Here is a 16,964-nt window from a genome sequence, read left to right on the forward strand (position 1 = left end):
CCCGATCAACAGCAGGGCGTGGAAGGCCCCGCCCGGCGGTCGCTGCCCGCCGCCCCGATGGCGGCTCGCCGACCGGTGGCAAAGCAGGCCTGAATCAGGTAGCCTCCTGTGGGCGCTTCCCAGTCGATCATCTCTCCGGCGAGATGAATCCCGGGGAGCTTGTGGAGCCGGAGGTTCTCGTCGAGTTCGGTCCAGGCAACGCCGCCCGCGGAGGAAATCGCCTCGGCGATGGGGCGGGGACCGAGCAGGGGTATGGGGTAGCTTTTCACCGTCCGGGCCAAATCGAGGGCGCTTCCGGAGGGGCCGAGGAGCCTGAGCAAGGCGCAGGTCTGGGGCGGCAACTTCCATCGCACCGAAGCGGCTTCGAGGAAGTCGCGCGGCACGCTCTCCATTTTCCTCACCAGAACATCGAGCGAGGTCTCCGGTTTGAAATCGACCGACAACACGGGTGCCGCCAAGGCTCGCAACTCGGGTCCCAGCTGATAGATCGCACCGCCTTCAAGGCCGTAACGGGTGAGCATGAGTTCGCCGCGAACCGTGCGACCGCCGGCGGTGGCGGCGAGGTTTTTGAGCGGGCGACCTTCGATTTCGGAAACGAGGTCCTCGGGCCAATCGACCTCCCATCCGCAGTTGGCGGGCTGAAACGGAGTGATGCGGATGCCGTGCTTCTGCAGCAGGGATATCCACGAGGCGTCGGAGCCGGTGCGCGGCCAGGAGGCACCGCCGAGGGCCAGAATGGCGGCATCGAACCGGAGGGCGGGACCGTCATGGAAGGTGAGCGTCGGGCCCGGGGCGATGTCGGTGAGGCGGTGGCGGACCTCGATCGTGACGCCCAGTTCATGCAGTCTCCGCAGCCAGGCCCGGACCAGCGGCGCGGCTTTCATGACCCTTGGATAAACCCGTCCCGTGCGTTGTTCGAAGGTTTCGATGCCGAGGTCCGCGGCCCACTGGCGCAGAGCGTCTGGAGCAAACTCGCCGATCATTTCCCCGAACCAGCTCGGCAGATCCGGGCCGCGGTAGCGGGAAATGAATTTCCCGATCGGTTCACCGTGGGTCAGGTTCAGCCCGCCATAACCGGCGACGAGGAGTTTCCGGGCGACCGAGCGGCTGGCGTCGAAAACCGTGACCGAAGCTCCGGCACGGGCCGCCGTTTCCGCAGCGAAAAGTCCGGCCGGTCCGCCGCCGACGACCGCGATGCTCGCGGCCGGCATCAGGAGTCCTGGCGCAGGGTGTCGAGCCAGTCGGCGATGTCCTCGATCACCTCGTCCTTGCCGACGTCATACATCAGCAGGTGATGCGCCTTGGGATAATAATGCTCCGTGAGGCGGGTCGAGTCCGGGATATGGGTGGCGAAGGACTTCACGTCCTCAGCGGTGGTGAAGAAGTCCTTGCCGCCGTGGAGGATGAGCGTCGGCTCGTCGAAGGTGCTGGCATTCTCCGGCATGTCTTCGATCAGGTCGCCGAGGGCGGAAAGCAGGCGCAGGGTGTTGGTCTCGAGGTTCCACGAGTTCGTCTCGCTCTGCTCGGAGTGGAAGGAGGTCTCCGTCATCTGCACGTCCTGACCGCCGGAGAGGACATCGAGTGAAATGCGGGCCCCGGGGGCGACCTTCGACAAGGTGCGGACGAGGTCGCGCTTCCATAGCGGGAAGTCGTCGCGCAGCTTCACCACCGGCGAGGACAAGGCCAGCGCGTCGCAGGGAGCCTTTTCGCCCTCGGCCACCAGGTCGTGGTAGGTTTTGGAAAGGATCAGGCTGCCCATGCTCTCGCCGAACCAGACGATCTTGGCATCAGGGTGCTGGAGCTCAATCAGGTGGGTGAAGGTGAGGAGGTCGTTCGACCAATTGGCGGGATCGTCGATATCGCCCCGGCGCTCCTTTTTCGGATCCCGGCCCTGACCCCTGACCTCGTAGGCATAGACCGCGCTCTTCGGCTGGTGGCGCATGAGGTAGTGCGCGAGGTTTTCGTAGTCGATCGAGGCCCCGGAAAAGCCGTGCAGCGCGATCACGATCACATCCGGCTCCACGCCATGGTGCTGCCATTTCCGATAGGAAAAGGTCTCATCGCGGGTGGCCTGGTCCGGGCCGGTGGTCACCAGCCGGTAGTCCGGGGCGCAGGAAACGGCCAGCACGGCGAGGAGGCCGGCTGCAAGGCAGGTGATCCACCGAGGGAGGCGTTTCGTTTCATTCCCGATCACGGGCGCAGCATCTCCCGGAATCCACGAAAGGGCAATGCCTGGATGACCGAATCCGCAGTTACTTTTTGACACAAAGCAAGGCTCGGGTTAGACGCTCTGCCTGTATGAAATGGTTACTTTGTATCGCAATGTCAGGACTGGTTTCGGGCGCGGAGCTGGTGCCGGGGGACGTGATCACCCTCAAGATGCGCGGCGTGAAGGCGGCGGCCCAGGAAATCGACGGCGAGTATACGGTCGACGAACAGGGCATGATCCGGCTGCCGCTGCTGGAGACCCCGCGGCGCGCGGCGGGCCTGAGCCCGGTGAGCTTTGCTCGCTCGGCGGAGGCGGCCTATCGGGAGGCGGGCATTTATTCGAATCCCGCCATCGAAGTCGTCGCGAACAAGGCGGTCGAGGCGGAGGGAGCGGTGCTGTCGGTCGGCGGCCAGGTGCGGCGCAACTCGCAGGTGCCGTTCCGCCAGGGCATGACCGTGTTGCAGGCGATCGATGCGGCAGGGGGCCGGACGGAGTTCGGCGGGCGCAACGTGATGCTCATCCGCGGGGGCAAGCAGTACTGCCTCGATTTCCAGCGGCTTTCCCACAAGAACATCCAGGTGAAGGCAGGTGATTCGCTGCAGGTGGAGCAGAAACCGGCGCTCTTTGATCGCTGGAAAGGCAGCGACGCGGAAGTGAAGGCGCTGATGGAATGAAGGGCGGGGAGGTGGCCGCTCGCCCTAGAGCTCGAGGGTTTCGCCGATGGCGGGGAGCAGCAGCTCGACCCCGCGTTCGGCGAAGGCGCCCTTGGCCTGGTCGTGGTCGATCTTGATCGGAGGGAAGGTGTCGTAGTGGGTGCCGACGACCTTTTTCGCGCCGACCCATTCCGCGGCGATCGCGGCATCGGCCGGACCCATGGTGAAGTTGTCGCCGATGCACAGCAGCGCGAAATCGAGCCGGTGGCGCTCGCCGATGAGCTTCATGTCGAAGTGCAGGGCGGTATCGCCGGAGACGTAGAAGGTGCCCTCCGGGGTCTCGATCACGAAACCGCCGGGGTTTCCGCCATACGATCCATCCGGCATGCTGGAGGAGTGGATGGCGTTGACGTATTTGACGCGGCCGAAGGGGAAATCATAGCCGCCGCCATGATTCATGCCGTGGGTCTTCTCGATGCCCTTGTCGCCGAACCAGCCCGCCACCTCGAAGTTCGAGATCAGGGTGGCACCGGTGCGCTTCAGGATGCTTTCGGCATCCGCCACATGGTCGGCGTGGCCGTGGGTCAGCAGAACGAAGTCCGCCTCGATCGCATCGACCTCAATGTCGGACGCCGCTTCGTTGGGCGAGATGAAGGGGTCGAAGAGGAGCCTGGTGCCATCGGCCAGCTCGATGGCGAAACTCGAGTGTCCGTAGTAGGTGAGTTTCATGGTGGGTTCGTGTGGGAGTTACTCCTGTTCCGGCATGGGAAAAGGCATGCCACTCTCATGCATCGGCGCATCTTCGATCTTTTCAAGCTCGACTTCGAAGATTAGCACCGAGTTCGGGCCGATCTCGGCGCTGCGGCGCTCTTCGCCGTAGGCGAGTTCGCTGGGGATGTAGAGCTTCCATGTGGCGCCGACGGGCATCATCTGCAGGGCTTCCTTGAAGCCATCGATGACCTGCAGCGTCATGGGGACGGTCTCGCCCTCCGGCGAAGCGTCGAACTGGGTGCCGTTGATGAGGGTGCCGCGGTAGTGGACGAGGAACTGCTTGTCGGCCTCGCCTTCCTTCGGAGCCTTGTAGGTCTCCTCACCGCCGGGCTCGAGGATCTCATACTGGAGGCCGCTGTCGGTCGTCTTGATGCCCTCCTTTTTCGCGTTCTCGGCGAGGAATGCCTTGCCGGCTTCGAGGTTCTTGCCGGCGAGTTCCTTCTCCCGCCCCTGAAGCAGATCGCCGAGGGCCTGCATGGCGGCGCCGAGGTGTTCCTCGGAAACGGTAGGGTCGTCGCCCTTGAAACCGGCAAGGAAGCCTTCGAGGAACTTGTCCGTGTCGAGGTCGCCCGGCGTGATGCCGAAGTTGCCGTAGCGTTGGCCGAACTCGCCGCCGGTGCGATAGCCGAGGGCGTAGGAGGAGTCCGGCTTGACGCTGGCGGGATCGACCGAGCTTGTTTCCGCGGCTTGCTCCGACGGAGCTTCGGCGGCGTCTTCCTGAGCGGAAATGGGAAGGATGGCACCGAGGGCGATGGCGAGGGCGCCGGGGAAGATCGTGGAGGTCATGTTGAGAACGAGGCTAGGGCGGATGGCCGGTTTGTCGAACGGGGAGTCGGGAATGACGGATTTGGGAGGATGGTGGAAAACAGAACTCCCGTGAGGTTTCAGGGCTTTATCCTGCGGAGTTTCGTCACCCGACCGGAGACATTCCAGTCCTCGACATACAGGTTGTCCTCTTGATCGAAGCTGATCCCGTGCGGAGCGGTGAAGATGCCCAGGCGCAGGTCTTCCTTCGGGACGGGAAAATTCGCCCACTGCCCGCGGTCCGGATTGTCGCCGAGGAAGGCGACCGGGGTGCCGTCCTTGTCGAGGATGGTCACCCTGGCTTCGAGCTCGGCGACCGCGCAGAAGTCGCCGGAAATGGATACGGAACAGGGCCGACGAAGGTGGGAAGCGTATTCGCCGATCCACCGTCCTTCGAGGTCCGTATGGATCAGCCGGCGATTCTCCCGATCGCAGATGAGCAGCCGGGGTTCGCCGTAGCGCAGGTCGATCTTCAGTCCGTGGCTGGTTTCCGTCAGCACCTGATCTCCGCTGCCGCGGCCACCAAAGGAACTCAGCCATTTCCCCTCGGCGTCGAACTTGTGGATGAACTGGGCGCCATAGCCCATGGAGCAGAAAATCGACCCGTCGGGCGCCACGGCGACTCCGGTGAGACCGTCCCATCCACCTTTCACCTGGCCGGCGGTCGCCTCGGAGACTTCGAGAAGCAACCGGCCGGAGGTGTCGAGCTTGCAAACCCTCAAGGGCTTCGGACCCGCGAGCTGGGCCCCGTAGATGACGGTTTTTCCCTGCTCCACCCGGATGTCCATGGCATGGAAACCCTGGCACTCCGGCGCGATGGATCTCACGAAGGTGCCGTCGGGCTTCCAGACCAGAATGGCGTGGGCGGCATCGGTGGAGGCGAAAATCTCGCCGGTTTGGGGATCCACGACCACCCCTCCATGGGTGGGCCCGATGTCTCGATCGTCAGGGAACTCACCCCAGTGCGGGACCGCCTCGAAAAGCCACTCTCCGTTTCCCGTCCGCACCGCCCGGTCGATTTCCTGCCCGGGCGCCGTGTCGTGGTCCGGGTGGGCAAGCGCGAGGGGGTGGAGGAAACAACAAGCGGCAGCGCCGAGGAAAAGACGAGTCATCGAGATCAGAGGGGAGACAGCTTTTTGGGGCCGCAGTTGTTACTTCCGCCGGCGCTTGTGGGCGATTTTCTTGGGGCGCTTCGAACTACGGGACTTGCCGGAGTTCTTCGCCTTGCCCGGCTTTCCCGCTTTCCCCGCGATGGCGGGCTCGCGGACGGAGTTGGACCTCGAGCGGGCGGGCTTCTTCGAGGAGGAGCGGCGCGGCTTCTTCCCGTCCTGCTGGGAAAGCGGAGGGCTGCCGGCGTTTCCGTCATCGACGAGGCGGAAATCGACGAACTTCCGTTCGTGGTCGATGCGCGCGACCTGGAGCTTGATCCGCTGGCCCATCAGCAGGCGGCGGCCGTCGCGGTGCTCGGCGCGATCGTAGCGGGCATCGACCCGCCAGCCCTGGCCGAGGTCCTCGCGCTTGACCACGCCCCGGGTCGAGATGTCGGTGGCCTCGACCATCAGTCCCATCGGACGGACCTCGGTGATGAGGCCGTCGAAAATGACCGGCTCGTCGAGCTGCGTGGTGTGGTCGAGGTATTCGAGCAGCTTGATGTTCTTCGACTCATTTTCGGCATCGGCCGAAGCGCGCTCGGTGTCGGAGATGTGGCGGGCGATCTCGTGCAGCTCGGTTTGCCGCGGCGTCTTGTCCGGCTGCTTCGGCGGGTTGTCGAGGAAGGGCTGGAGCGAGCGGTGGACGACCAAGTCGGCGTAGCGGCGGATCGGCGAGGTGAAGTGGCAGTAGTCCGCCTTCGACAGCCCGTAGTGGCCGAGCGGGTCGGGCGAGTAGGCGGCGCGCTTGAGCGACTTGAGCAGGCCGATCTTGATCGCGTGCTCGTCGGGGTTGCCCTTGGCGGCATCGAGGAGCTTCTGGATGTGGTCCTTGTTGGTGAGGTCGCCGAAGTTGTAGCCAAAGGCCTTCGCCGTTTCCCCGTATTCCAAGAGGCGTCCGGTGTCCGGGTCCTCGTGGATGCGGTAGATGGTCGGCTTGTTGCGGATCTTGAGGATGCGCGCGACCGACTCGTTCGCTGCGAGCATGCACTCTTCGATGAGCTGGTGGCTCTCGGTGTGGACGACGTTCTCGATCTTGGTCGCGTTGCCTTCATCATCGAGCCGCACGCGGATCTCGGGCATTTCGAGATCGAGCGCGCCGACCGCGAAGCGCCGCTGGCGCATCTTCGAGGCCATCGCCCAGGCTTCCTTGACCATCTCCGCGAGGCCCTTGATCGAACCCTTCGGAGCCTTGCCGCCGTCGAGGATTTCCTGCGCCTGTTCGTAGGAAAGCTTGGCCTGCGAGTGGATGACGGCGTTGCAGAAGCGCGACTTGATCACCTTGCCCTGGCGGTTGACGTCCATCACCGCGCACTTGGTGAAGCGGTCGACGTCAGGCTTGAGCGAGCAGAGGCCGTTGGAGAGCTCGACGGGGAGCATTGGGATCACGCGGTCGACGAGATAGGTCGAGTTGCCGCGCTCGATGGCCTCCTTGTCGAGCGGAGTACGAGGTTTGACGTAGTGGGAGACGTCCGCGATGTGGACGGCGAGCTGCCAGCCGTTGTCGGTCTTGGAAACCCAGATGGCGTCGTCGTGGTCTTTGGCGTCGGCGGGGTCGATCGTGATTACCAGGCGGTCGCGCCAATCCTCGCGGTTCTTGATTTCCGCGGCGTCCACGCTGTCGCCGAAATTCCGGGCTTCTTCGAGGACCTCATCCGGAAACGAGGTGCGGATGCCGTTCTTGTGGATGATGGCCAGGATATCCACGCCAGCCTCGTCGGGCCAGCCGAGGACCTCGATGATGCGGGCGTGGGGCGTCTGGTGCTGCCATTGTTCGACGCGGGCCACGACCATCTGGCCGGGCCGCGCGGTGGTGTCGCCGATCAGCTCGATATTGCCGGAAATGGCGGCATCGTCCGACTCGATCCAGGCCATCCGGTTTTTCTGCCGGTAGATGCCGACCAGCTTGCCGGAGCGGCGGTTGAGGACCTTCTCGACCTTGGCGTGGGCCTCGGGCTCGGCGTCGGAGTCGTTGCGGCGACCGCGGCGGAAATCGCGGGCGTTCTGCTTCGGGCGGGAGACGGAGACCAGCACGCGGTCGCCATCGAGGGCGGTGCCGGTGGCGTGGCGCGGGACGTGGATGCGGGACAGCTCCTCGAGGTCGTGGTCGGTGGCGAGGTTGTCGGGATCCCCGGCGTCGGGAAAGAACCAGGCATTGCCCTTGGGCATGAACTTGATCGAGCCGCGGAGCTGGTCGGGCTTGCTACTGGAGATTTCGTAGCGGCCCTTCTTGGTGGCGGTGATTTTCCCCTGCTGCTCGAGCGCGGCCAGCTCCTTGCGGAGCATCGGGCGGGCGCTGGCGGGGAGGTCAAGGGCGCGGACGAATTCCGATTTGTTCATCGGGCGTGCGCCGGGCGACCGCAGGATTTCAAGGAGGCGGTCGCGGAGTGGGATGCGAGACATGTTTTCGATAAGGATAGGAAGGCGTGGACCCCCGCGGCGGCAAGCATGGAATCAGGATGCTCGCGACGGCCGGAAGGGCCGATGGTTCCGCTGCCGGCAACAAAAAGGCATCGGCAGCGGGGTTTTCCGGGAAAAACCGGCCGGATCCGGAGTGGCCCGGGAAGCGGGCGACGGCGGGAAGATGGCCGGGTTTTCCGGAAAAGCAAGCCCGCTCTCCGCGGACGACCGGGGGCCGTCGTCCCTATCCGGCCCGGCCTTCGAGGGCGCGGATGAGAAGGGGGCGGCGGGCCTTGGGGATGGGGGAGAGGGTGAGGTGGATGCCCGCGGTGCGGTCGCGGTTGAAGTGAAGCGTGATGCGGCGGTCGTCGATGTCGATGGCGGCGATCTCGCTCCAGCCGATGACCTGCATGCCGGCGGCGGGACGGATCAGCGGGAAAATCTCCACGCCGATGGGCGACAGGATGAGGTAGGCGTGGCGGGTGCAGTGCAGCGCGAGAAAAACCAGCCCGCCGGCCAGTCCCAGAGGTAGCAGCGCCCACGCGGGATGCGGGGCTTCGCGCTGGATGGTGATCGAGAACAGAATCACGGCGGCCGCGGCGGCCATGGCGGCGAGGATCCACAGCCCGGTGGCCTGGCCGGCGCGGGTGAAACGGAGTTCCTTGTGAGGTTCGGCGATGGGCATCAGGAGTCGGTCAGGGCGGGAAGCAGCGGAAGCAAGCGGAACAGGAAGGTGTCGCCGCGGGCGAGTTCATCGACGACGGATAGCACTTCGGGCTGTCCTGCGACCGCCTCGATGACCGGCCGGCGTTTCGCGGGATCCAGCAGGTCCTGCACGAAGCACGCGAAGTAGAGGCCGGCATCGACCCGCAGCTCGGCGTGGTCCGGATCCCGGATGATCCGGGCAAGCACGGGCAGGGCGGCTTCGAGATGACCGTTGCGGCCCTGCACCGCGGCTTCGAGCAGGTCGAGATCGGTGCGGTAGGGCGTTTCCGGATACTTCCGGAGATAGGCGGCGAGCGCTGCCACCAAGGCCCGCGGGTCCTTGGCGTCGTCCGCGGGTTTCATCACGGCATGCTTGTAGCCGCCGGCGATCGGAGCCTCCGGGAAATGGAAGGCGCGGATCATCGGGACCGGCGCATAGGCCCGGACGTCGGCCCGCAGCAGGCGCAGCTCGACGGCGGCGGTCTTCGGACTGTCCGGAAACGACTCCAGATAATCACGCCAGGCCTGCGTCCGGGTCTCGGGATCGCGGGCGAGGCGGTTGAACTCGACGAACGACGCCAGCACCGGGATGGGTTCGGCGGGGTCGGTTTCAGAGCTACGGGACATGGCGTACTTCTGGAACGAGGCGGAATCGAGTCCCGCCACCCCGGCGGCGGCGGTCAGGTCGCGGATGAGGTCGCCGATCCCGTTGATATCCTCCGGGAAAAGCGTCGGCCGCGCCGTGGTGAAATCCTTCGCCAGTTGGTCGAGCTTCAAGCGCACCTCCTCGAGCGGATGCTCGCGGGAGACCAGTTGGTCGAGGTCGCGGGTCAGCCGGGCTCCGTCGTCGATCCCGTGGTCGGCATCGGCCTCGGGGGACAGGGTGGAAAGCAAGGCGGCGGAGGCGTTGGCGGGGTTGTAATCGCCCGGCATCCAGTCGGGAATCGCCTGCGGGGGAGTAAAGATGAAGGCGATCGCCCGGCGGGCCTCGGAACGCTTCGGGAAACGGCTGCGGAGCTGGCCGACGAGTTCCGCCGACAGCTCGCCGGCCTGGGTTTCCACCGCCCGCGAGCAGCGGTAGCGGGAGAACTCGGCCAGCGAGCGAACGGCCTCGTTGGCACCTTCCAGCGCCGGCGCGGCGATGTCGGGATCGTCCGATTGGGCCGCGAGACGGTAGTGCCGCAGGGCATGGAACAGCTCGTCGCGGGAATCGAGTTGGGCGGTGGCGACGCTGTCGGGAATGCCGAGCACGCGGGCGTTGCGCCGGCGCAGTTGGTCGAGTTTCGGCTCCTCGCTGCCGCTGTAGTCGAACATGCCGTAAAGCGGCAGGGTCAGCCGTCCGCGCAGCGATGTCCAAAGGCGGGCCAGCGCGAGGTGGTCGGCGGGCGATGACGCCGCGGCATCAAGCTCCGCCAGCGGAGCGACCTCCTTTTCCCAACGGGCTTCGTCCAGGGGAATGAAGTCGTCGGCAATCCAGCGTTCCGACCACCGGTCGACCGGCTCGCTGGCGGCCAGCGGCGGATCGAGGAAATCATGGGCGCGGCCGAAATCACCGGCGGCGAGGGCCCGCAGCCGGACGATCCGGCGAAGCATGACGGCCTCCTCCGAGTCAGGCGGCAGCCCGGGCAGGGGCGCGGCCAGTTCGTCGATCGGTGCGAACTGGGCGATGGTGTCGATCCACTGCAGGCATTCGGTGGAGGGCCGCAGCGTGGGTCGCTCCTCCGAGGTGTCCATTTCATCCAGCAGAAGCAGGGCCTCGCCGCCGCGGTGGGCGCGTTGGAGGGCGATGGCGTGGTCGAAGCGCGACGGCGCGGTCAGCGGGCTGTCGGGAAACTTTTCCGCCAGCACGGCAAAAGCCTCGGCGGCGTCGGACGGGCGGTCGAGATCGTCCAGCGCGATCGCGCGGGCGTGAAGCAGCTCGTCGGTGGTTTCAGCGGCCAGCCCGCGGTCGATCAGGACCAGCGCCTGCTGCGGTTGGTCATCGCGCAGCGCCGACCAGCCGAGGATCAGCAGCGAGGTCGGGTCCTGGGTGGCGGTGGGCGTGGAGGCCACCGCGGTGGCGAGGTGGCTGAGCGCGGCCTGGGTAAAGCCGGACGGGCGCACGATGCGTTGTTTCAGGAACTGGAGCGTGCCGCGGTCGCCGCTGGTGTTGTCGAAGTACCGCGGAAGCCGTACTTGATAGGCGGGGTCGAGGCAGTGGTAGAGGAAAAGGCGGGTGACCAGGGGATGCTTGGCGACCAGCCGGTAGTCGGGCTCGTCGAGGTAGGACTCCGAGTCGCTCAGGTAGTTGCTTTCCGACGCCTCGTCGATGAGCGAGGCAAAGATCTGGTCGCACTCGCGGAGCACGGCGCGCAGGGCCTCGCGGCCGGATTGTTCGTCGAGCCGGCGGAGTTGCTGGTTGATGGCCTCGCCGGGCTGCTGTTCGGCCAGGGCGACCGCGCCCAGCCACCCCAGGGCATCGCCGCGGAAACGGCCGGCCGGGTAGTCGGCGAGGTAGCCGGTGAGCTGCTCGCGGGCGGCATCGAGTGCTTCGAGCCGGCGCGGATCTTCCGTGGTGAGCGGCTTGGACTCATCGAGCCCGAGTCTCCCGAGCATGAAGCGCGCGACCTCGGCCCGCGGATGATCGGGCGACTCGTCGAGGATGCTCTGGTAGAGCGCCCGCGCCGGCTCGAAGCGGTCGAGCCGGCTCAGCAGCACGGCGTGACGGATCCGCAGGTAGGGAGCCAGCTTGGGCGGAGCGGCACCCATCGCCTTGCCGGACTCGCGGATGCGCTCGGTGATCTGTTTTTCCCAGTTCCTGATCTGGACGGCATATTCCTCCTCGGTGTCGCCCCAGTTCCGAACCGGACGGGCCGGCGGACGATCGGAGTCCGGGTTTTCCAATCGCGAAACGAGGTAGGCGACGGTCGCCGCGTCAGGGTGGTCGGCGAGTTCCCGCGCTTCGAGCAGGACGTTGGCCAGGTGGATGTCGAGGCGCGGGGCGTTGCGGTTGCGCGCGGCGAGTGCGTCGATGGCCTCGAGCGGGTTCTTTCCCTCCATGCCGCGAAACAGCTCCAACGCCTCGGCGCGGAGGATCTCCGACTGGTCGTCATTCGGTGGCAGGGCCTCGTCGGCGAGCTCGTCCCAGCGCTTTCCCGGGGTCCGGTCCGGGTAGGTATCGAGCGGCGGCGGTGCCTGGTAAAAGAACGGCCCGCACGCGAGAAGGAGCGGCGTGAGGAGGAGCCAGCGGCGATTCGGACGGTTCATGGGCGGGGATCGATCTGCCAGTCCGGCTCGGCGCTGGCTTCTGAAAAATGGGTTCCCGTGACGAGTGAGTGACCGGCGGGGAGTTGATGAAATCGAAGCGAAATCGTCGTGGAAAAGCGAGGTCGATGAAGCGATCCGTCTGACCCCGCGATGTCGGCGAAGTGGCCGGGCGTGGGTTTCACGAAATCACCCGGCTCGCCTTGGAGGGTCAGCGTCCACGGCTTCGCACCGGGCCGGCAGGGCAGATCGCCGGGTCCGGCATTGAAAAGTTCGATCGCTCCCTGATCCGTCACCTTCAACTGGAGGCGGGGCCGTGGATTTTCCGTGAGATGAATCAGGTGGGAAACCGAGTGCCACGGCGCCGGAGCGGAGGCCGGATGGGCGAACCAGAGCACGCCGGCCGCGCCGGCCTCGGTGGCGGCCTGGATGGCCTGGCGCATCGTCGCTTCGTCGGGACGACGCCAGACCAGCAGCTGGTTCCGGTGAACCGGGCGGTGGGCGGGCATCGAATCCGCGGTCACTTGATAGATGGCCGTGCCGCCGGCGGGAGGGGCGGAAAGCCGGAGCCCGGCGTGGCCGTCGAGCGAGGCGGGATCAAAGGGCGGCAGATGCCCGACGAGGCTCCCGTCGGCCTCGAACAGCGTGAGCCGCTGGAAGTTCGGCAGTCCCGCCCGCCACCGGGTGGGGCAGGTTTTCCAGCGGCGGATCCACACCAAGGTGTCGCGGCCGGACATCGGAACGAGGTGGCCGGCCCGCACGTCCTCGGCGCGGTCGGGCAGGAGGTCGTAGAACATCGGCACGATCTCATCGACCGTGCCCGCCAGCTCCTCGAATCCGGGTGAGCCGATCCAGCTGGCGAGGGCGGTGATCGAGAGCCGGGTGGACCCGAGAGCTGGCTTGAGGCGACGCAACGCGGCGGCGTAGTCGGGCAGCCGGGAAACGGGACAGTCGTAGTCGATCTGAATCCAGCCCGGCCGGGGATCGGCGATTTTCGACGGCAGGCCGGCGATTCCCTCGGGCCGGAACAGCATCGCCGGGTCCGCCTCGAAGCGGAACACCGGAACCACCGCCGGGGCAGGCATTTCCGCCGGCAGGCGATCCTGCCAACCGTGCGCAAGGGTGACCTCGGCGGCCTGCCAATACAGCAGCGGCGATCCGTTTTCGCGCAGCTCCGCCAGCGCCGGTTCGGGCAGCGGATCGGGCCGGTTCCAGACCCAGAAGGCGGGCGGGGCGGCGGAGGCGAGCTGGAAAACGAGGACCAGCGCGGCCAGACGGGCGGCATTCACCCGACCAGATGGGTGATGATTTCGCGGAAGCGGTCGCGGAACGAGTCGAGGCTGAGCCGGCTGCGGATGCCCTGGCAAAGGGCGGGATCGGGAGCGGGGGTCCCTTCGTCGAGGAATTTCCGCAGCTCCCGCGAGAGGGCGAGGCTGGAGCTGGTGTCGATGCGGTAGTTTTCCGGCAGGACATCGCGCATGCCATCGCGGTCGGTGCCCAGGACCGGGGTGCCGCAGGCGAGCGCCTCCAGCATGACCAGCGGCACGCCCTCGTAGCGGGAGGGAATGACGACCGCATCGGCCGCGCGGTAGAGCGCGACGGTATCGATCCACGGCAGGCGCCGGACCCGGCCGCGGAGCTGGTGGGCCTCGATCTGCTCGTCGAGCTCCGACGAGTCCGGCCCGTCTCCCCCGAACACGAGGTGGCAGTCTTCGAGGTTCGGCCGGGCCACCGCGCGCAGCAGGCGGTCCTGCTGTTTCTGGGAAAAATCGATCCGCCCGACGCAGGCGAACACCGGGGCCTCTTCGGGCAAGGAGAGATGGCGGCGGGCTCCGGCGCGGTCGCCGGGCGAGTAGAGCGCGGTGTCGATGCCCGGGTAGAGCACCTCGACCGGCCCCTTGGCACCGCGCTGGCGGAGCAGCTCTGCCATTTCGTCGGACAGCGTGATGAAGGCGTCCGGGACGGTGAGCAGGGTGGGCGTGAGGCTGTCGAGCAGCCCGGCGAGGCGCGCACCCATCGTCTGATAGGTGTGCGGCATGGCCAGGTAGCTGATCGCCTTCACCCGGGCCTGGCGGGCGGCCTGGATGCCCAGCGAGGAAAGCTCCAGCCCGCCCTGCACGGAAATCACTGCGTCCGGGCCGAAGCGCTGGATGGTGGCGGCGAGGTCGGCGATGCGGCCGCGGCAGAAGATGTGGCGCAGCGCCTCGAAGCGCGACGGTTGCTCATCGGTCTCCTCAAAGGTGAGCTGCGGGTGGTCCGCGGCGAGGGCGGCGAGGCGCTTGAGGAGGATGGAGTTTTCCTCCGAGGCGATGAAATGAAGGCGGCAGGCCGGGTTTTCCAACAATGCCTCCAGGCCATGAAGCGTCATCGCCTCATGACCGCCGAAAACAGGTCGGTCGTTGTAGAAGAGGAGCTTCAAGCGGACGGGTTGGCCTACACCTGCTTACGGCAGGAGTGAAGGGCTTTTGTCAGGCCTCCTGCGGGGCATAGGTGGCGGAAAATTCGCTCAGATCGCGCTCGTGGCCGTAGAGCACCAGCACGTCGCCGCGCTTGAATTCGTGGTCGGGCGTGGGGATCGATTCCAGCGCCCGGCGGCCTTCCTTGTCGGGGTTCGATCCGCGGGAGAGCACGGTGATCAGGTTGAGCTTGTGCTTCGCCCGCAGGGCCACCTCGCGCAGGGTGCGGCCCACGAATTCCTCCGGCACCCGGATTTCGGCCACGGCGTGGACGTCATCGATGAGGATGTGGCGGATGAATTCGAGGTGGTCCAGGCGGTGGGCGAAATTGCTGGCGGCGAGGGATTCGACACGGATCACCTCGTCCACACCGGTCATTTCCAGCAGGTCGTAGTGGAGGTCGGAAATCGAGCGCACGAAGAGCTTCGGTCCCTTCACCTGCTTCATGCGGGCGGTGACCATCATGCTGTTTTCGAAGCCCTTGCCGATGGCGACCACGATCAGGTCCATCGACTGCAGCGAGAGTTCGTCGACGACTTCCTTCATCGAGGCATCGGCGACCACGGCGAAGGTGGCGTCGTCCTTGACCTTCTCGACCATTTCCTCGCGCAGGTCCATGGCGAGGATCTCGTGGTCCATGCGGGTGAGTTCCCGCACGAGGCTGCGGCCGAAGGTTCCGAGTCCGATGATGGCGATTCTCATGGCGTGGTCAGTTGAGGGGCAGGCGCGCTTCCGGGTAGCGATAGTGGTGCGGCCGCGGCGAGCCGGCGAGGGTGAAGGCGAAGGTCAAGATGCCGATCCGGCCGATCAGCATGGAGAGCATGATGACGATCTGGGAAAAGGTCCCGAGCTCGGCCGTGATGCCGCGGCTGAGGCCCACGGTGGCGAACGCGCTGACGCATTCGAAGAGGACGTCATCGAAATGCATGCGCGGCTGGGCGGCGGCCACGAAGAGGGTGGAAACGAGGATCCACAGCAGCGACAGGAAGATCGTGACGTGGCAGCGCTCCATCACCGCGCGGGGCATCCGGCGACCGCCGAAGTGGACGTCGGACCGGCCCCGGACGAGACGCTGCAGCTCCAGCAGCGAGAGCGCAAAGGTGGTCGTGCGGACGCCGCCGGCGGTGCCGCCCGGGCTGCCGCCGATGACCATCAGGAAGCACATCAGCACCACGGCCGAGGCGGGCAGCGCGCCCATGTCGGAGACGTTGAAGCCGGCGGTGCGGGCGGTCACACTGTTGAAAACCGCGGTCCAGACCCGGCCGGCGGGCTCTTTCAGGGTCACGTCGAGCACCCAGAATCCCACCGCACCGCCGACCAGCAGGGCGGTGGTGGTGATCAGCACCAGCCGCACGTGCACCGGCACCCGATGGCGCTGGTGGCGGGTCCGCCGCCAGGGAATGAGCTGGTTTTTCCGCAACGGGGCGATCACCACGTGGTGGATCTGCCCGGCCACCACGAAGCCGAGCCCGCCGATGATGATCAGCGCCATGATCACCGACTGGGCGGCGTGGTCATCGATCGCCACGGGATTCATCATGCCGGCGGAAAGGGTGGAGAAGCCGGCGTTGCAGAAGGCGGAAATGGCGTGGAACAGCGCCTGCCAGAACGGGCTGTCGAGCGAGCTTTCATTTCTCCAACAAAGATAGAGCAGCAGGGTCCCGATGCCCTCGGAAATCACGGTGATGCCGACGATGCGCGAGACCACCCGGCCGACCTGGTGGATGTTCGATTCCGATAGAATCTCCCCGAGCAGGGCGCGGTCGCGCAGGCCAATGCCCTGGCCGCTCATGACGGTCAGGAAATAGGCGAGGGTCATCACGCCGAGGCCGCCGATCTGGATCAGGGCGAGAATGATCGCCTGGCCCGTGAAGGTGAAATCCGCCGAGGTGTCGAGCGTGGCCAGGCCGGTCACGCACACCGCCGAGGTGCTGGTGAAAAGGGCATCGATCCAGCCGATGCCGCGGGTCGTGGCGTTCGGCGTCATCAGCAGCCCGGCGCCGATCAGGATGGCCAGCAGGAAGGTGCCGACCACCAGCAGCGCGGGCGGGATCTTGCGGAACCGCCCCTCGCTGGTGAGCCGCACGAAGCGCAGCAGCGTGTCGCCGACCAGCGTGAGCTGGCTGATGGCCAGCAGGAACAGCCCGAGACTGCGGACCGCCGAGCCGCTGGCGCCGACATCGCGCAGCCACTCGCTGAAAAAAATCTCCAGCAGCGCGATGAAGGGAATGGCGAGGAAGGTGACGCGGCTGCGCCATTTGCGGCGCTCGGTGCGGACCCCGATGAGTCGCAGCGTTTCCGTGGCGAGGATGCCGAAGGCGAGGATGGCCGTCAGGAGCGAGTCGCGCTCGCGGCTGTGGCGGCTGATGTCCCATCCGATTTCGTGGACGAGCAGCCCGCAGGTCGCGATCCCGAAAACGAGGGCGGTCAGGTTGAGGATGCGGACCGAGCGAGGCGAGAGCGTCACGGGAAAAACAGCCCCGGCGTCTGCGGGGTGGGGGCGAAGCTAGCGGGACCACCGCGGGGCGTCAATGGGGGCGCGGAACGAACGGAGCCGCTGCCTGCGGCTGCCGTT

13 protein-coding genes are annotated in these 16,964 nt (G+C 66.4%); 1 reads left to right on the forward strand and 12 read right to left on the reverse strand.

Features of this window, described 5'->3' with window-relative positions:
- Window positions 1-5: 5 nt before the first annotated feature.
- On the reverse strand, window positions 6-1,211 hold the full coding sequence (locus ABXH26_RS12580) for a BaiN/RdsA family NAD(P)/FAD-dependent oxidoreductase (protein ID WP_353567424.1): 1,206 nt from the start codon (window positions 1,209-1,211) through the stop codon (window positions 6-8).
- Window positions 1,211-2,194 (reverse strand): alpha/beta fold hydrolase, encoded by a 984-nt coding sequence (locus ABXH26_RS12585; RefSeq protein ID WP_353567425.1) that lies wholly within the window; start codon window positions 2,192-2,194, stop codon window positions 1,211-1,213. Before ABXH26_RS12585 ends, ABXH26_RS12580 begins: the two co-directional genes overlap by 1 nt.
- Before the next feature lie 128 nt (window positions 2,195-2,322).
- On the opposite strand from ABXH26_RS12585, the gene ABXH26_RS12590 reads away from it, so the two are divergent.
- On the forward strand, window positions 2,323-2,883 hold the full coding sequence (locus ABXH26_RS12590; protein ID WP_353567426.1) for a polysaccharide biosynthesis/export family protein: 561 nt from the start codon (window positions 2,323-2,325) through the stop codon (window positions 2,881-2,883).
- 24 nt (window positions 2,884-2,907) lie between these two features.
- Here ABXH26_RS12590 and ABXH26_RS12595 read toward each other — a convergent pair whose 3' ends face one another.
- The 10 genes from ABXH26_RS12595 to ABXH26_RS12640 all read right to left on the reverse strand — a co-directional run bounded on the left by ABXH26_RS12595 (window position 2,908) and on the right by ABXH26_RS12640 (window position 16,856).
- On the reverse strand, window positions 2,908-3,591 hold the full coding sequence (locus ABXH26_RS12595; RefSeq protein ID WP_353567427.1) for a metal-dependent hydrolase: 684 nt from the start codon (window positions 3,589-3,591) through the stop codon (window positions 2,908-2,910).
- 18 nt (window positions 3,592-3,609) lie between these two features.
- Complete coding sequence (locus ABXH26_RS12600) at window positions 3,610-4,419, reverse strand: FKBP-type peptidyl-prolyl cis-trans isomerase N-terminal domain-containing protein (RefSeq protein WP_353567428.1); 810 nt, start codon at window positions 4,417-4,419, stop codon at window positions 3,610-3,612.
- Window positions 4,420-4,517: 98 nt separating this feature from the next.
- Complete coding sequence (locus tag ABXH26_RS12605) at window positions 4,518-5,549, reverse strand: NHL repeat-containing protein (protein WP_353567429.1); 1,032 nt, start codon at window positions 5,547-5,549, stop codon at window positions 4,518-4,520.
- Between the two features lie 39 nt (window positions 5,550-5,588).
- Window positions 5,589-7,988, reverse strand: coding sequence for a ribonuclease R (rnr, locus tag ABXH26_RS12610; protein WP_353567430.1), 2,400 nt, complete (start codon window positions 7,986-7,988; stop codon window positions 5,589-5,591).
- A 241-nt stretch (window positions 7,989-8,229) separates the two neighbouring features.
- Entirely contained in the window at window positions 8,230-8,670 is a 441-nt protein-coding gene (locus tag ABXH26_RS12615; RefSeq protein WP_353567431.1) for a hypothetical protein, read from the reverse strand.
- Entirely contained in the window at window positions 8,670-11,936 is a 3,267-nt protein-coding gene (locus tag ABXH26_RS12620) for a hypothetical protein (protein ID WP_353567432.1), read from the reverse strand. Before ABXH26_RS12620 ends, ABXH26_RS12615 begins: the two co-directional genes overlap by 1 nt.
- The gene (locus tag ABXH26_RS12625; RefSeq protein ID WP_353567433.1) at window positions 11,933-13,222 is read right to left on the reverse strand and encodes a DUF3142 domain-containing protein; all 1,290 of its coding nucleotides are present in this window, start codon (window positions 13,220-13,222) and stop codon (window positions 11,933-11,935) included. Before ABXH26_RS12625 ends, ABXH26_RS12620 begins: the two co-directional genes overlap by 4 nt.
- The gene (locus ABXH26_RS12630) at window positions 13,219-14,352 is read right to left on the reverse strand and encodes a glycosyltransferase family 4 protein (protein ID WP_353567434.1); all 1,134 of its coding nucleotides are present in this window, start codon (window positions 14,350-14,352) and stop codon (window positions 13,219-13,221) included. The genes ABXH26_RS12625 and ABXH26_RS12630 overlap by 4 nt, the downstream gene beginning before the upstream one ends.
- Before the next feature lie 49 nt (window positions 14,353-14,401).
- Window positions 14,402-15,091 (reverse strand): potassium channel family protein, encoded by a 690-nt coding sequence (locus tag ABXH26_RS12635; RefSeq protein ID WP_353567435.1) that lies wholly within the window; start codon window positions 15,089-15,091, stop codon window positions 14,402-14,404.
- Window positions 15,092-15,098: 7 nt separating this feature from the next.
- A complete protein-coding gene (locus ABXH26_RS12640) occupies window positions 15,099-16,856 on the reverse strand; it encodes a TrkH family potassium uptake protein (RefSeq protein ID WP_353567436.1) in 1,758 nt (585 codons plus the stop codon).
- Window positions 16,857-16,964 lie beyond the last annotated feature (108 nt).

Origin of the sequence: Haloferula sargassicola (assembly GCF_040362925.1) — a bacterium.
In the GTDB taxonomy this organism is placed as follows: domain Bacteria; phylum Verrucomicrobiota; class Verrucomicrobiia; order Verrucomicrobiales; family Akkermansiaceae; genus Haloferula; species Haloferula sargassicola.

Coding starts and splice junctions, on each gene's coding strand:
- ABXH26_RS12580 (WP_353567424.1), bottom strand. CDS start 1,211: ATGCCGGCCGCGAGCATCGCGGTCGTCGGCGGCGGACCGGCCGGACTT.
- ABXH26_RS12590 (WP_353567426.1), top strand. CDS start 2,323: ATGTCAGGACTGGTTTCGGGCGCGGAGCTGGTGCCGGGGGACGTGATC.
- ABXH26_RS12595 (WP_353567427.1), bottom strand. CDS start 3,591: ATGAAACTCACCTACTACGGACACTCGAGTTTCGCCATCGAGCTGGCC.
- ABXH26_RS12600 (WP_353567428.1), bottom strand. CDS start 4,419: ATGACCTCCACGATCTTCCCCGGCGCCCTCGCCATCGCCCTCGGTGCC.
- ABXH26_RS12605 (WP_353567429.1), bottom strand. CDS start 5,549: ATGACTCGTCTTTTCCTCGGCGCTGCCGCTTGTTGTTTCCTCCACCCC.
- rnr (WP_353567430.1), bottom strand. CDS start 7,988: ATGTCTCGCATCCCACTCCGCGACCGCCTCCTTGAAATCCTGCGGTCG.
- ABXH26_RS12615 (WP_353567431.1), bottom strand. CDS start 8,670: ATGCCCATCGCCGAACCTCACAAGGAACTCCGTTTCACCCGCGCCGGC.
- ABXH26_RS12620 (WP_353567432.1), bottom strand. CDS start 11,936: ATGAACCGTCCGAATCGCCGCTGGCTCCTCCTCACGCCGCTCCTTCTC.
- ABXH26_RS12635 (WP_353567435.1), bottom strand. CDS start 15,091: ATGAGAATCGCCATCATCGGACTCGGAACCTTCGGCCGCAGCCTCGTG.